The sequence below is a fragment of the Maricaulis sp. genome (genome assembly GCF_030149235.1).
In the GTDB taxonomy this organism is placed as follows: domain Bacteria; phylum Pseudomonadota; class Alphaproteobacteria; order Caulobacterales; family Maricaulaceae; genus Maricaulis.
This window is the reverse complement of the sequence record NZ_JASBRW010000034.1, coordinates 13,312-28,748: the sequence shown is the minus strand read 5'-3', so window position 1 is coordinate 28,748 and position 15,437 is coordinate 13,312. Positions and strand designations below refer to the sequence as shown.

General features: G+C 63.3%; 9 protein-coding genes and 1 tRNA gene. 3 read left to right on the top strand and 7 right to left on the bottom strand.

The window, feature by feature from the left end:
• The first annotated feature begins 239 nt into the window (after nt 1-239).
• Nucleotides 240-1,691, top strand: coding sequence for a glycosyltransferase (locus Q1V51_RS05020; protein WP_300553699.1), 1,452 nt, complete (start codon nt 240-242; stop codon nt 1,689-1,691).
• Nucleotides 1,692-1,760: 69 nt separating this feature from the next.
• Here the strand turns inward: Q1V51_RS05020 and Q1V51_RS05015 are convergent, their stop codons facing one another.
• Nucleotides 1,761-3,617 (bottom strand): hypothetical protein, encoded by a 1,857-nt coding sequence (locus Q1V51_RS05015; RefSeq protein ID WP_300553696.1) that lies wholly within the window; start codon nt 3,615-3,617, stop codon nt 1,761-1,763.
• A gap of 442 nt (nt 3,618-4,059) precedes the next feature.
• Complete coding sequence (locus Q1V51_RS05010; protein WP_300553693.1) at nt 4,060-7,332, bottom strand: glycosyl hydrolase; 3,273 nt, start codon at nt 7,330-7,332, stop codon at nt 4,060-4,062.
• Between the two features lie 140 nt (nt 7,333-7,472).
• On the opposite strand from Q1V51_RS05010, the gene Q1V51_RS05005 reads away from it, so the two are divergent.
• Entirely contained in the window at nt 7,473-8,006 is a 534-nt protein-coding gene (locus Q1V51_RS05005; protein ID WP_300553691.1) for a PepSY domain-containing protein, read from the top strand.
• Nucleotides 8,007-9,202: 1,196 nt separating this feature from the next.
• Nucleotides 9,203-9,694 (top strand): hypothetical protein, encoded by a 492-nt coding sequence (locus Q1V51_RS05000; protein ID WP_300553688.1) that lies wholly within the window; start codon nt 9,203-9,205, stop codon nt 9,692-9,694.
• A 268-nt stretch (nt 9,695-9,962) separates the two neighbouring features.
• On the opposite strand, the gene Q1V51_RS04995 is transcribed toward Q1V51_RS05000, so the two are convergent.
• The 5 genes from Q1V51_RS04995 to Q1V51_RS04975 all read right to left on the bottom strand — a co-directional run bounded on the left by Q1V51_RS04995 (nt 9,963) and on the right by Q1V51_RS04975 (nt 15,330).
• Entirely contained in the window at nt 9,963-11,036 is a 1,074-nt protein-coding gene (locus tag Q1V51_RS04995) for a lipocalin-like domain-containing protein (RefSeq protein ID WP_300553685.1), read from the bottom strand.
• Between the two features lie 3 nt (nt 11,037-11,039).
• Nucleotides 11,040-13,451, bottom strand: coding sequence for an ABC transporter permease (locus tag Q1V51_RS04990; protein WP_300553683.1), 2,412 nt, complete (start codon nt 13,449-13,451; stop codon nt 11,040-11,042).
• The gene (locus Q1V51_RS04985; protein WP_300553680.1) at nt 13,448-14,104 is read right to left on the bottom strand and encodes an ABC transporter ATP-binding protein; all 657 of its coding nucleotides are present in this window, start codon (nt 14,102-14,104) and stop codon (nt 13,448-13,450) included. Before Q1V51_RS04985 ends, Q1V51_RS04990 begins: the two co-directional genes overlap by 4 nt.
• Nucleotides 14,105-14,185: 81 nt before the next feature.
• On the bottom strand, nt 14,186-15,202 hold the full coding sequence (locus Q1V51_RS04980) for a 2-dehydropantoate 2-reductase (protein ID WP_300553678.1): 1,017 nt from the start codon (nt 15,200-15,202) through the stop codon (nt 14,186-14,188).
• A gap of 52 nt (nt 15,203-15,254) precedes the next feature.
• Nucleotides 15,255-15,330: transfer RNA gene (locus Q1V51_RS04975), tRNA-Thr, on the bottom strand.
• Nucleotides 15,331-15,437: the final 107 nt, after the last annotated feature.

Sequence of the window (15,437 nt, the reverse complement as noted above, 5' to 3'; positions counted from 1 at the left end):
TCCTGCCGATCCGGACCTTCTTCCTGGTCTTTTTCCTGGTCTATGCGCTCTACGCACATGGCGGGCTATGGGCCAAGCTGCGGCTGGGCTTCTCCCTGATCTCCAAACTGGTCGCGATCAGTCTTTTTGTCGACGGCATGGCCTTTCTGTCTTGGAATTACGCAGCCTCGACCTAGCCGGTGCAAGTACAGCAGATTTTGGTCGGCCTGGTAGGGCTGGCCATTTTTCCGCAGACGATATTGAGCCAGGCCCGCCTGCCGGTGGATTCGCGCTCGCCCTTGCGGCGGCGGGGGCGGATCTGGGAATACACGCTGCTGATCACTGTGACCGCTTTCGCCGGCCTGTTCGCTGCCGTGATGGCGTATTGGTATGCGCCGGAACTGGAACAATTACATGCTATCGCCCTGTTGGGCGGTATGGGGCCGGGCGTGTTTCTGGCCCAGCAGGTTCTGACCATGACCCTGGGTCTGATCGGCCTGACCCGCAATCTCTTCTCCGGCTGGCGCAAGTTCAGCCCGCCGATCGCCGTGCTCGTGCCGGCGCATAATGAAGCGCATCTGATTGCCCAGACGATTGACGCGATTGACGAAGCCGCCGGCCATTATGATGGCCCGGTCCGCATCGTGTTGATGGACAATTGCTCCAGCGACGAGACCGCCCGCGTGGCGCAGGAGGCGCTGGATAATTGCCGCTGTGCCCGTGGTGAGGTCATAGACAGCCCGGTTCCCGGCAAGGCCAAGGCGCTCAATCACGGTATTAATCTGATCGATGAGGAATATATCGTCCGCATCGATGCAGACACGGTGATCGAGCCGAAATCCCTGCGCAAGGCGATGCGCCATTTCGCCAGCCGTCGTGTGGGTGTCGTCGGCGGATTGCCCCTGCCGCTGAGCAATAAGGGCACGCTGAGCAAGTTCCGCACGATAGAGGTGCTCAACCGGCATGGCTTTACCCAGGTCGCTCTGGGCGCCTTTAACGGGATTATCGGTGTGCCCGGCATGTTTGTGGTCTATCGCCGCGACATCCTGATCCAGGCCGGGGGTATTACCGAAGAGATGAATGGCGAGGACACCGATATCGTCCTGCGCATGACCAATCTGGGCTTCCGCGCAGTGTCCGATCCGCGCATTCGTTTCCGCACCGAAGTGCCCGAATCCATGGTGCATCTGCGCGAGCAACGGACGCGCTGGTTCCGCAGCCTGTATCACGTGACCGCGCATAACCGGGGCATCCTGTTCGAAGGTCGCACGATTACCGGCTCGGTCGTTTTGCCCTTCACGCTGATGAATGGGGCGCGGCGGGCGATGATGGCGCCTTTGGCGATTTTCGGGGCCATTCTCTACTTCGTTTATGGCGGGGTGTATCTGCACCCGGAAATCCAGACCGTGCTCGCCGTCCTGCTCGGCATGCCCTTTGTCATGGCCTGTTGTGTGGTGACGCTGTGGGGGCGGCCAGATCTGGTCCTCTATATGCCGTTTTATATGGGCTTCCGCCTGTTACGTTCCTACTACACGCTCGGCGCGGTGCTGACGCTCGTCTATCCCGACCGGGCATCGGAGCGGGCCTTTGAAGCGCCCATGCCATTGTCACGGGAGCGTACGCCACGCCGCCGCAACTGGATCCAGAAAGCCCTCGACCCGGCCAACCCGGCCGAGGCGCTCGCGCGCGCACGGCGCCGGCAGAAAGCCTAGCGCGGAACAACGAAAAAGCCCCGCCGCATCGGGTGATGGGGCGGGGCTTTCTGTGTCCGGTAATAACACCTAGTTCAGTTCAAGGGCCGAGGCGTCATTGTGCAGGATGGCGATCGATGTGCGTCCGATCGGTGCCCCGCTCAGGCGCGAGGCTCCGGGCTGGGCAAAGCCGATCAGGCCCGGCACCGAAATGACCCGGTTGGGATTGCGGCGCGTCGGAGCTGGAACCTCCGATGCGACACGTTCCAGCACGGTCAGGCCGGTGACATTGGTGATCTCCGCCGCACGCAGTTCACCGGAATCGCGCAGACGCAGCGCACCATCATCAATCACCGAGCGTGCCGAGGCATTGGCCGGGATGTGATTGACAGCGATGAAGGGCGTGCGGCTGGTCGAGGTGTTGGTGTCGCTGACCGGCACCAGCGTGTAGTCCACACCTACGGGCACGAATTTGGCAGCGGCTCCGGCCAGGAAGCTGAGCGCGGCCAGGCGCGTCTCGCCGCTCAGCTCTGCCGGAATACGCAACTCTACGCCTTCTGCGAATGCCGCAGGCAGACCGGCCAGCCCCGGCAGAACCGGGCGCCCGGCCTCGTAGGACAGGTGCGAGGTCTCGACCAGCTGCACCGGGTAACGTTGCGCCGTGACAGCACAGCCCCCGAGCTCGCGATGGCGTTGGATGGTGATTTTCAGGGTGTTGTTGAGCGACTGCATATTGGCAGGCAGGTCAACGGTGACCGAGTTCAGCCGGCCGGTTTCCAGGTGCTGGCTGCCGATGATCTGGTCGTTGAGCATGGTGTGCACCAGATTGGTGAAATCGCCCGGACCTTCCGGCAGACGAATATCCAGCTGCACGCGGCTCGGCGCATAACCGCTGGGATATTGCGCGGCCTCGTAATCGACGGTCCAGCTGCGCGTCTGGGTGACCTGCTGCACGCTGGTATCGATCCCGAGCGCGTCGAAGGTGACGCGGTTCTGGCGGCTGATCTGGTCGACATACTCAGTCGACCCCACAGCGCTCGAACGCGCGACCGACAGGACCGCACCGGTCAGGAAACCGACTGCGGACATGTCTTCAGGCTCCGTCAGGCCGAGGAAGGCGAGGCCATTGCGGCGCCAGACCAGGCTGTCATCCTCGGCATTGGGAGTTTCAAACCCGGCACCGCGCAGGGCCTCTGGATTGTCGAGCATGATCAGGCCGCGGCCAGCTATGCCGCCGGTGCGCGCCGTCTGCGCGCTGACGAAGCGGACGCGATAGCCCAGCCGGGTCAGGCGCTCGCCGAGGCGAACACCAAGCTCGGTGAAGCGCTCACCGCTGTCCTCATCGGGGATCGAGATGGCGATGTCATTGGGCAGAAGCGCCACAACATCGCGCACGGAACTGATCTCGTCCTCGATCGAGAATTCGATAGCCGAAACCGCATCGACATGCACGACCGCGCCGACCGAGCGTTCGTCGTGGCACAGATCATCGGGCAGATCGCCGAGCAGCTGGAAGCTGAGATTGATGTCCTCGCCATTCCAGGCGCTCGTCGGCAGGCGCAGGATCCATTCGAAGTCACGGACACCGGCAGACAGCACGCGTTCGGAAACGCTGCGCCCATTGGCCATGATCCGGATCGAGGCCACAGTCCGGGCCGAGACTTCCTGCTTGCCGACAATACGGACCTGGATGTCCTCTACATTGGCATCACGGATGCGCGGCAGGCGGATCGAAGCATAGGACGGGTAGCCGGCCAGGAGCAGGCCTTCATCCGCCCCGACATCGGCCAGGGTGATCGCGGTCGGCCCGCCCGCGGATGCGAGCGCGGCGGTGCGGCTCAAACGTTCGACTATGTCGGACAGTCGCTGGCCGAAACTGCTCTGACCCGCGTTCAGAGCTCCGGTATTATAGAGTGTGATGACGCTGCTGACCGCGATGGACATCATAATCAGCGAAAACCATGGCCGCTTCCGGCGCGGTTGTGTTTCCTTCGACAAGACCCTTCCCCCCGAGCGAAGCCCCAAACGCTCTGATGTGTGCTGTGATAGTCCCTCGCACCTCCATTTCTAGGTGTCGAATTTGTAAGAATTGAGACTGGATTGGGGCGGAGTGGGGCTGGCGCTCCATCCCCAAGGTCACACTGTCGCAAGCAGTTGTTTTATAACGGGGCCGCGAGCGATTTCCCAGCTAGCGCTAGGCGCGAGCGGCCAGGCCGTGCGTGCTGGAAGTTGAGATTTTCCGGATCGATGCGGGCAAATCAGGCCCGAATATTACCGCGCCTGAACGTGTTTGCCTTATTTGCGCCCGCTATCGGACAAGACCCGGGCCATCAGACCGTGAAATTGGTCCGATGGCCCGGTTCGCGATTCGAGACCGCTCAGCCGTGTCCTACCACGGCGGCATGGTGCGGCCCGGCGTCCACGGTGCGTTGACACCGGAAAGCGCCTCTTCGAAGGCCGGGATGCGCTCATCCGTAAGCGTCATCAGGCGCTCGCGAATGCCGGCAAACTCTTCCTCGGCCATGCCCAGCTGCGCTTCATGCGCCGGGTTGGGGCCATAGGTCGAGTTCCCGGTGCCCAGGGCCGCAAAGCCCAGACGCGAGCCGACCGTGGACGGCTCGGCGCCGAACATGCCTTGCGTCGTCTGGTTGCCGCCGAGCGCTTCCTGGATGGAGAAGAGCTCCTGGCGCAGGGCCTCAAGCTGGGCGTCGAGATCACCCGGAGCCGTGCGTGAGCGGTACAGGGCCGATTGCAGCACGGCGAGGTGCTGTTCGGTCTGGCCGATCGAGGCATTGGCTGCGGAGACCTGGCGCTGCATGTCGGCCAGGCGTTCCCAGAAAGCCACGACTTCATCATCCGGCGAGCCGGGCAGGGCGCCCTCGGTGAGACGTTCCACCTGGAAGCTCTGCGCTTCGCCGATGGTGACGGTCTCGCCATTGTGCTGGCGCACAAGCTCGACGGAATAGCTGCCCGGGGCGACCAGGAAGCCTGAGGTGTCGCTGTCCGGCGTATCCGGCTGCGTGACCGCTCCGGTGCCCGGATAGGTCAGGTCCCAGGTGACGCGGTGGAAACCGGCACCGGTCGGACCGGCCATGCGACGCACGACATTGCCGTCGACATCGCGGATCACCAGCCACATGCGCGGCGGTGCCTCGCGGCGTTCCGCTTCGATGACGTCAAAGCCGGGGAACGGCGTGTCCTCACCGGCTTCAACCAGCGGAGCTTCCGCTTCCTGGCGCACCTGTTCGGAGGTCTGCAGGCCTTCAGCCATGTAGTAGGTAAAGGTCGCACCGAAATCCGGGTTCGGAGCCTGGAAATACCCATCGCCCTGGGAACCGCGGAAGCCGAAGCTCAGCTCGTGCTGCTGCTGGTACCACCAGGCCCGGCGGACCGGGAAGAGGCGGGTCTCATTGGCCAGCATCTCCTCGGAAACCTCACGCAGCGACGTGATGTCGTCGAGGACATAGATGGAACGGCCGAACGTGCCGACGACGAGGTCGTCTTCGCGTTCATGGATCAACAGGTCACGGGCCGGGATCGGCGGCATGCCTGCAGAGAGCTGGACCCAGTTATCGCCGCCATCAATGGTGAAATAGACACCAAATTCGGTACCGATGAACAACAGGTTCGGGTTCTCGTGATCCTGCACGATCCGCCAGACCAGCGTGTTCTCCGGCAGACCATTGGTGATCATGCGCCAGGTGCGGCCATTATTGTCGGAACGCAGGAGGTAGGGCGTGTAATCGCCATACTTGTGATTATCCAGCGCCATGTAGACGGTGCCGGCATCAAAGCGCGAGGGCTCGAAGTCGTTGACATAGGCCACGTCCGGAACGCCGCGGATATCGCCGGTTTCGGTTTCCGTCCAGGTCTCGCCGCCATCGGTGGTGATCTGGATCAGGCCATCATCCGTGCCCGCATAGATCACATTCTCATCGACCGGGCTCTCGGCCAGGGCGCTGATCGTGTTGTAGACGGACATGGCATAGACGTCCCAGCCCGCATCCCAGGACCATTGCCGGCCCATGATGGGCAGCTGCATGCGGTCCTCATCGCGGGTCAGGTCACCGGAGATCGGCGTCCAGGTGTCACCGCGATCATTGGAGCGCCAGACACGCTGGGAGGCGTGATAGAGGCGGGTCGGCTGATGCGAGGAGACGACGATGGGCGCGTCCCAGTTGAAGCGCTCGGCCGGTTCGCCCGGCTGCGGTTGGGCCCGGATATAGACGATCTCACCGGTCGTGCGATCGAAGCGGACCAGATTGCCCTGCTGCCAGCTGGAATAGGCGATGTCCGGATTGCCCGGCTCGACATCCGGCTCATGACCGTCACCGAAGAGGGTGATTTCCCAGTCGGAATTGCGGATGCCGTGACGGCTGTCCGTCCGCGAGGGGCCCATCTGGGTGTTGTTGTCCTGGGTGCCGCCATAGACGTTGTAGAACGGCTCGGCATCATCCAGGGCGATATCGTAGAACTGGGTGATCGGCAGGTTGGAGATGAAGCGCCAGGTGGCGTCACCGTCGAAGGTCTCGTAGAGCCCGCCATCCGACCCGAACAGCATGTAGTCTTCCAGCGTCGGATGGAAACCGATCGCGTGGTCGTCCACGTGCTTGGTCTCATTGTTCAGATCGCGGAAAGTCGCGCCGCCATCCGACGAGATCTGCGTCGTGTTGGAGACCAGGATGATCCGATCGAAATGGTGCGGGTGAGCATAGAGCTCCTGGTAATAGTGCGGACCGGTCCCGCCGGAGACGGTGTCTGACATCATCGTCCAGCTCTCACCACGATTGCTCGAGCGATAGATGCCGCCCTGGCGACGATCGGTTTCAATCGCGGCATAGACGATGTCCGGGTTTTGCGGCGAGATCGCGAGACCGATCTTGCCCATGTTTCCGCTCGGCAGGCCGGACGTCACTTCACGCCAGGTTTCGCCGCCATCATCGGAGACATGGATGCCGCTCTCCGGACCGCCACCCATATAGGCCGCCACGGTACGGTGACGCTGCCAGGTCGCTGCGACCAGGCGATCGGGATTGCGCGGGTCCATGACGATATCGGTGACACCGGTCCATTCGCCTGCGGACAGGACGAGGTTCCAGCTTTCACCGCCATCGGTGGACTTGTAGAGGCCACGCTCGCCGCCGGAGGACCAGAGCGGGCCCTGGGAGGCGACCCAGATCGTATTGCTGTCATCGGGGTGGATGAGGATTTCGGAGATGTGCTCGGAGGCTTCCAGGCCGAGATGGTCCCAGCTCTGACCGCCATCGCGCGAGCGATAGACGCCATTGCCATAGCCCAGGTGACGACCGCCATGGTTTTCGCCGGTGCCGACCCAGATCGTGTGCGGATTGTTCGGATCAACCGTCACCGTACCGATGGAATAGACGCCCGTATCATCAAAGATCGGGGTCCAGGTCGTGCCGGCATTCTCGGTGCGCCAGACACCGCCGGAACCGACGCCGACAATCCAGGTTGCCGGATCATCCTGCATGATCTCGATGTCGCTGATACGGCCGGACATCAGGGCCGGGCCGATGGAGCGGAACTCCATACCCGTAAACGTGCCCGCATTCATCGGACCGCTAGCGGTGTCATCTTCGGCCTGTGCACAGGCCGCTTGCGGCAGAACGCCGAGCAGGACTGCGCAGATTAATCCTCGCATGATTGTCTCCCCATCAAAAAAGGAAGCGGAGACCATAACCGGGCTGGGGGAAAAGAGAAGGGGCGGTTCGCTTATAAAGAGATGAGCCGTGCCGCTTTACCCGCTTGACCCGGCCGCCGTCATGAGGACGATGCGCGGCCATGAAAATCGGTAAGCTTCTCCGCGACATCCATCACTGGGCCTCGCCTATCGCCATGCTCCCGCTCGGTATCATTATCGTCGCGGGCCTGTTTCTCATGCTCAAGAAGGATGTCGACTGGATCCAGCCGCCGACCCAGCGCAGCGCCATCGAGGTGACCGGCCCGCCGGAGACGACACTGGCCGAACTCTATGCCGCTGCCGTGGCGATCGAGGAGCTGGAGATCACCGCCTGGGAAGAGTTCGACCGCATCGACATCCGCTCCGATCGCGGCATCGCCAAATTCATCGCCCCCAATCGCTGGGAAGCCCAGATCGATCTGGTGACGCTGGAAACCCTGTCACTGCAATACCGCCGCTCCGACCTGTTCGAGCAAATCCATGACGGCAGCTTCTTCGCCGACTGGGTGAAGACCTTCATCTTTCTGCCGGTGGGCGTAATCCTGCTGGTCCTGTGGGCGACGGGGATCTGGTTGTTTGTCGAGCCCTATTGGAAACGCTGGCAGCGCAAGAAGAAGCGGGCGGGGCGGGGTTAGGCCGCCAGCACCACCGCTCTATTTCAGATCATTGGTCTACCTTAACGCCGGGCGCCCCCGCGGGGGGGAGCTGTCTGGACGCTCGAAGAGCGGCCAGGCTGAGGGGGGAAGTGATCGTATGTGGTGGCCGGGGCCAGGCCCCCCCTCCGACCCTTCGGGCCACCTCCCCCTCCCGCGGGGGAGGCCGGATGACTGCCGGCTCCTGTCTCAGCAGTCGCCATCCCCCGGATGACCACGACGCGGCCACCGGGGGATAACGGTTCAGTTTAGACCCGCGTCGGCTCACGCGCCGTGGGGTTCATCCAGCGATGGCGTTTCATTGAAAATCTCCATTCCGCAACCATCCAGACAAGGGTTCTCGCCCGGCCAGGAATTCCTGGCCGAGAGGAGAGGATGTGCGGAATGCCGGCCGTGCCGGATCTCTAGTATGTGTTTGTGTGGCATGACCGGGCATCCCGCACGCGGAGCTTTCCCGGACCGTCTCCGGACCGTGTCCAACCGGGGAGATAGGAGCGGTCGGTCGTCTAGTGCCGCTGCGACCTCCCTCGACGCCCTGCCGGAGGTGGATACGCGTCACCGCACCCACCGCGGACAGGCTCCGCTGGCTTCCGGGCGATATCGACGTGCACATCGCCTCTCATCCCGGGAGCTGGGGAGGATTATCGTCCAGCGCCACCGACCGGGGATTATTTGCCCTCATCCCGGGCTCGATCCGGGACCTCGAGAGGTCACGCTCGACGCCATCGCGGTCCCGGATCGAGCGCGAGATGAGGGCGTTAGGTGTTGATATAAAGCCACATTTTCCCCCGGATTTATTCCGGGGCCTCGCGGAAACAAATCCGTCAATGACTCGAGGAACCGTCAGCGCTAAGAGTCATCAACGCCGGGATAACGCCAGGCCCCGACATGAAGTCGGGGGAAATAGTCGTTCGACTTCACAGCGCCCGCCATTACAATGAAAATAGCCGGCGACACGTACCGATTTCCCCGTACCAATTTCTTGCGAGTTTTCGCTGGGTAGCGCGCTACTAAATGGTAGGTGTCCCCGTTTTTTTTTAGGTCGGCTTTGCCAACGCCGGTTGGAACGCGGATGGTCTGGCGCTTCACGGAATTAGATTGGTTCTATCCCCAAACATGGACATAAATGGTCCCTTTACGCACCAAGTTCGATCACTCTATCCAATTCCATATCCATAATGTTGCTCGATTTTAAACTCACCGGTATTGAAAACCCCTTCTCCCAGGGACAGGACAGTTCCGCCAAATTTGAAGGGTGGCCGATATTCATCACTATAAACGTCATAGTGTCCTCGCCGGAGAGGAACTATATCGTTGGCGATACGAATGCGGTTGCTCTCCTTCACGCGTTATCAGCGACTTTTTACCGTTCAGCGATGATGGCCGGGTCAACCAAGATTATTTTCGAAGGTGGCCCTGAGGTGTTGATCGATTTCAGCGGGCCTTCGCGGCAGCTTCGCGTTATGCTCGTTGATGCTTGCTATCCAGATTTGCGATACGAATTCGAGGTTGGATTGGCCGAGTTGGGCGATTGGGTGCAGCGTCTCTTGGATCTAATCCGGAGCGCATTGAATGCGGAAAACCTAGCACTTGGATGCATCAATCGCCTCGGATTGACTGAAGGCCGCGTCGACAGGAGTGAAACAAACGTATTTCATGTGTACTGGTAAAACCGACGGCGGCGGCGCTCTCGTTACTAGATCATGGAGCGTAGCAATTGGCTGAAATAAACGGGGACACGTACCAATTTCTCCGTTCTGATTTCTCACTCGTGTTGCAGGGTGCCGCGCCATTAAACGGTACGTGTCCCCGTTTTCTGCTGGGGTGTGTGATCTGGCGGCATTGGAGCCGCGGCAAGGAATAAACTCGGAATAAACCGGGGCACCCACCCATTTCCGCGCATCAATTCCTCACAAGTTCTCGCGCTGCCCAGCCCACCTACTCCCCATACCCCGTCATCTCCAGATACCCGCGCCCGCCATGGCTGCCCTCAACCGAAACGGGGCCTTCCCAGTAGGAAAACAGGGTCGGCATCCAGCTCTGTGCGTTGATGGCTGAAATCTCGACTTCGAGACCGCGGGCCGGAAGTTCGACGCGCCAGCGCACCGGGACGTTACATCCGGCGACCGCCGCGGTTTCAAGCGCGGTCAGGGTGAGGTCGCCATCGGCATAGGTGGTGAGTTCACCGTTCGCGGTAATCCAGCTGGCAGAGGTGTAGACGCTGCCATCGCTCTGGCGCAGCTGGAAGCCCATCAGTTTCTCGCCGCTATCGAGATGGAAGGAGACCCAGTCCCAGCCGAGCTGTGTCTCTGACAAGGGCTGCGAGGAGTATTCGCGGTCGAGCCAGGCCCGGCCGGTGACCTCGACATCGCCGCCGGGCAGGGCAAGCGTGCCGGTGAGGCGGTAGAAGGGCTGGGTGTAGTAATAGCTCGCCTGGCCGCCGGCGGATTTGACCGAAAAGCCATGATCGCCGTGAAACACCAGCGGGCCTTCGGCGTCGAGCGCGAGGGCGTAGCTGAACTCCTCACCGCGGGCGCTCAGGTCGAGGGCGGACAGGGCGTCTTCGCCGGGCACGAGGCGGTCGCTGGCGCTGCGCATGACCCATTCATCGATATAGGCCTCGAACGGGGAGGCTTCGACACCGGCGACACCGAGCCCGCCGCGGGCCAGGCGTTCGGCGTGGTAGTGTGCCGTCGGTGTCGTCACGGCGGCATGCCCCATCCAGAGCTGCGGGGATTGCCAGCCGTCGCCCGACTGTGGCTCCAGGGCCGAGCGAAACAGCGTCCATTGCGCGCCGTATTGTGTGCCGTCTGCGTCTTCCAGAACCGCCGTGAGATACCACCATTCGATGCGATACTCCGGATGGGCACCATGATCGGCGGGGAAGTCGAAACGCGTGCCGCGCTGGGGCGTGGCGAAACCTTCAACCTCGGTGCCCAGACCAGCGAAGCCTTGCGCCGTTGCCGGAGCACTCAGAAGGATCGCTGCGAGGAGCAAAAGAACAATCCGCATCACTCAGCGCTCCTGGGCAAAAATCTGGAGAAACTCGCGCGGTGGCCGCTTGATCAGGCTGCGTGCGGGCAAGAGCGCCGCGATCAGGGCAGCGAGGACGGCGAGACCGGCCAGGATCAGCCAGTCGAGCGGGAAGACATGCATGGGCAGGCGCCAGCCAAAGGCTTCGACATTCACCACGGCCAGCAGCACCCAGGCCAGAATCAGTCCGGTCGGCAGGGCGATGAGCCAAGTCAATAGCGCCAGCACGCTCGCGCGCAAGAGCTCCAGCCTGGCTAGGCTCGCCCGGCTCAGACCCAGCGCCCAGACCGGGGCCAATTGCGGCAGACGCATGGAGGCGAGCGTTAAAAGGCTGGCGAACATGGCAAAGGCGGCCACCGACAGGGTCAGCACGTTGAGCGCCGCCGTGACCGCAAATGTGCGCTCGAACACGGCGAGCGAAAAGGCCTTGATCGAGGCCTGATCGATCACGCCATTGGCCGGCAGGTCGAATTCGGCCTGCAGCGCCTCGGACAGTGTCGCGACCTCCTCCGGCGCCAGGCGCAGGCCGTAGCGCAGCCGTGAGACCGTTTCGCCATAGCGCGCGGTGAGGGCGTCGAGGCCGATAATCGCCTGGGCATTGGGATTGCCATAATCGGAATAGACACCGACCAGGGTGAGCGGGCTGCCGCTGTCCAGTTCAACCGGATCGCCCAGGCTGAGGCCGAGCGTGCGCCAGCTTTGCTCATTGACCAGCACGCCATCGCCGGCTGCGATTACGTCCCAGGCATCCTCCGTGGCCGTCAGCAAAGGCCAGTTGTCACGATAGGTGGCGTGATCAATGACGCCATAGACCTCGCCCGGCCGGCCGGCGATCTCGGTGTCGGCATTCCAGATCGGCAGCACCGCATCGGTGCGCGGCTCGAGCCATTGGCGGATCTGTTCGGACTGTGCCTCGTCGCTGGTGGTGACATAAAGCTCGGCGGCCAGGCGCTGATCGAGCCAGCCTTCAAAAGTGAGGCGGAAGCTGGAGACCATGGTGCCGACACCGATATTGGTTGCCAGGGCCAGCATCAGCGCCATCAGGGCAAGGGAGAGCCCGGGTAATTGCTGGCGTGTATCAGCGAGGAACCATTCCGCGATCGGGCCGCGGGCGATGCGCTGGATCAGGTGCAGGACGAGGGCGAGGGCGGGCGGCAGGATCACCGCGGCGCCGACGAGGAGACAGGCCAGAAGGGCAAAGCCGGCGATGATGCCGGAGAAGAATTGCGGGATCAGGGCTGCGATGAGGAGCAGCCCGCCGGCGACCATCGCCTGCTGCACAAAGCGCCGTGCTGAGGCCAGCGCCCAGGCACGCGGCTGGGCCGAGGCCAGCAGGGGCAGGGTGGCGGCGCGGCGGATCGATAGCGCGGTGGCGGCCAGCGCGCCGAGCACGGCGATGGCAAAGCCGGACACCCACCATTCCGGGCGCACGGCCAGGGCACCGGAAACACTGGCGCCGTAAAGCCCGCGCAAAGTCGCTGCGACGCCAGGCAAGAGCGCACTGGCGACGACATAACCCAGCACCACGCCGATCGCCCCGGCCAGCAGCGCTAGGGCCAAGGCCTCGAGGATCAGAGCCGCCATGATCGACCAGACCGGCGTGCCCAGCGCCCGCAGCGTGCGCAGCGTGGCGCGGCGTTGTTCGAAAGCCAGGCCAATGGCGGCATAGACGATGAACAGGCCGACGGCGAAGGAGAGAAAGCCGAAAGCGGTCAGATTGAGATGAAAGCTTCCGGTCAACTGCGCGACTTCGCCATTGGAGGTCCCGGTACGGCGCTCCAGCTCGGGCACTAGCTGATCGAGCGGCGTTAGCCCTGACCGGGCGCTTGTATCGACGAGAATGGCGTCGATCTGATCGCCGCGTCCGAGCAGGCGGGCGGCGACCGCGATATCGGTGATGATCTCGCCGCGCGCCACTGCCGCGCTGGCCTCGACCGGCGGCAGGCCGTCCATGGCCCTTAAAGCCTCAACGCTTTCCGGGGCCACCAGCAATAATCCCGGCGCTGTGAGGAAAGCCAGGCCCAGGGCCTGGTCTCCCGGGGCGATGGCGGCCTCGCCGCCCGGCGCGCTCAGCGGTTCGATCCCGCGCAGGGTGAAGCGCTCGCGACCGGCAATGAATTCGCCCTCGATCACCGGTGTGGCGGCCCAGCCATCACGGCGCAGGCGTGACCAGGTCGAAACGGGAATGCGCCCGTCCGCTGCGGTCAGCACCATCACCGTACCGCCGCCCAGCGTGGCGCTGGCCTCATCATAGCTGGCCCGCGCTTCGGCATTGATCGCCTGCACGCTGGTCCATAGCGCTGTGGCGAGGCCCAGCCCGATGATCAGCGTGGCCAGCTGGCCCGGCTTGCGGCGCCAGTGCGATAAAAGCGCGATCAGCGCCGTCAGGGTCACGACAGCATTCCACCGGTCAGGTGTTCATGCCGGGTCAATTGCTTGGCGGCGGCCTGCGAGTGCGTTGCCATCACCAGCGCCGTGCCGCTGTCGCTGCACAGCTCCAGCATCAGGGCGAGCACGTCCTGGGTCGTGTCTTCATCAAGATTGCCGGTCGGTTCATCCGCCAGCAAAAGCGCCGGCCGTGTCGCTAGCGCCCGGCCCACGGCGACGCGTTGCTGCTGGCCCCCGGAAAGCTGTTCGGGATAGCGGGCCAGATAATCCGTCAGGCCCAGTCGCTCAGCCAGTGTCTCGATCCAGGCCGGGTCATGCGTCTTCGCCAGCCGCGCCTGTAGCGCCAGATTGCCCGCTACAGTGATTGAGGGCACGAGATTGAATTGCTGGAAGACCAGCCCGATCGTATCACGCCGCCGCGCTGCGCGTCCGGCCTCGTCCAGTTCGGAGATGACCTCGCCCTTGAGCGTGATCGTGCCGGCATCGGGTTGATCAAGCAGGCCGATCAGGTGCAGGAGCGTGCTCTTGCCCGACCCGGACTCCCCCGTCACCGCCAGGCTTTCACCGGCTTCCAGCGACAGGCTGACCCCCTGCAACACACGCTGCCGGGCCGCGCCGTCACCAAATGATTTTTCAAGCCGATCGACCGTGAGCAGCATGGGCTCTCCTTTTCATGCAGGAGACTTAGCACTGGTCGCCGGAATTGGCAGTGGGGTGTGGCGAAAGGTCTTGGGGATTCCCTAAACCCCCGCCCGCACGTCCTCCACGCTCAGGCCCGGCGAACCGGCCTTGGCCGCATCGGCCGCCTTCACCAGCTCGGCCACGCGCGCGCACAGTGGCAATTCCATTCCGACCTGGCCGGCCAGTTCCAGCGCCGCGCCCTGGAGTTCGTCGATCTCGGTCGAGCGGCGTTTGTCGAGGTCTTCCCACATGGAGGAGCGCGCGAGGGGGTCGATCTTGATCATCTGTGCCGCGACGATGCGGAAGATCGGGGTTGGCAGGCGCAGGACGAAGGGGATGAGGGCCGGGGGTAGAGGTGTGGCCGGTTTGGGCTTGATCCCGGCGGCCTTGAGCAGGGCCATGGCCTCGGCGATCTGGTCCGCCATCAGGCCTCGCCAGCCGGCATTCTCCAGCTGCTGTTTGAGCGGGAGGCCGGACAGGGCGTTGAGGGCATTGTTGAGATTGATCATCAGCTTGCCCCACATCACGGCGGGCATGTCATCGCTGGTCTCGACCTCGAGGTTCGCACAATTCAGTCCGTCGCGCAGACCGGTGACGCCCTCAGCAATCAGGATTGTGCCGGACGTGCCCTGGTGAAAGCGTCCCTCACCCAGGGCGGCGACATTGAACGGCACCATACCGGCCACGACCGGACGGTCACCGACATGCTGGCTCAACCGGTCGGCATTGGTGACGCCGTTTTGCAGGCTGACCACGACCGCATGGGCGGGCGCGTGGGCGGCGATGGCCTCGCCGATCTCGGCCGTATTCCCGCTCTTGACGGCAACCAGGATGATGTCGGCCCCGGCCAGGGTCTCCATCGCGCTGGACATCTTGATATCGGCGGCGGGCAGGGCGATGTTGGTGTCGTCGAACCGGGTCAGCTGGAGACCATGCTCGGCCAGCTCGGCCTTGATCCGGTCACGGCCCAGGAATCTCACCCGGCGCCCGGCCTCCAGCAGCCGCCCGCCGACATAACAGCCAATACTGCCCGCTCCGGCAATGACGATGGACGGGTTGTCTGCGACAGCATTCATTTGGATGTCCCCCTGATACCCGCCCGGAAAGGCGGTCCTCCTGCGCGAAGGGTGGTGCCGGCTGAGGGACTCGAACCCCCGACCCCCTGATTACAAATCAGGTGCTCTACCAGCTGAGCTAAGCCGGCCCAGGAAGAGGGCGAGAGATACTGTGCGTGGCGTTCGCGCACAAGAGCCAGGTGCGGCGCGGCGGGGTGGGGACGCGGGTTTTTGCTGTTGGTGGCGATCTCTTGTC

Excerpts from the sequence above, each read along its gene's own strand:
- Q1V51_RS05005 (WP_300553691.1), top strand. The coding sequence starts at position 7,473 with ATGAAAATCGGTAAGCTTCTCCGCGACATCCATCACTGGGCCTCGCCT.
- Q1V51_RS04980 (WP_300553678.1), bottom strand. The coding sequence starts at position 15,202 with ATGAATGCTGTCGCAGACAACCCGTCCATCGTCATTGCCGGAGCGGGC.
- Q1V51_RS05010 (WP_300553693.1), bottom strand. The coding sequence starts at position 7,332 with ATGCGAGGATTAATCTGCGCAGTCCTGCTCGGCGTTCTGCCGCAAGCG.
- Q1V51_RS04985 (WP_300553680.1), bottom strand. The coding sequence starts at position 14,104 with ATGCTGCTCACGGTCGATCGGCTTGAAAAATCATTTGGTGACGGCGCG.
- Q1V51_RS05015 (WP_300553696.1), bottom strand. The coding sequence starts at position 3,617 with ATGATGTCCATCGCGGTCAGCAGCGTCATCACACTCTATAATACCGGA.
- Q1V51_RS05000 (WP_300553688.1), top strand. The coding sequence starts at position 9,203 with ATGTTGCTCGATTTTAAACTCACCGGTATTGAAAACCCCTTCTCCCAG.
- Q1V51_RS04995 (WP_300553685.1), bottom strand. The coding sequence starts at position 11,036 with ATGCGGATTGTTCTTTTGCTCCTCGCAGCGATCCTTCTGAGTGCTCCG.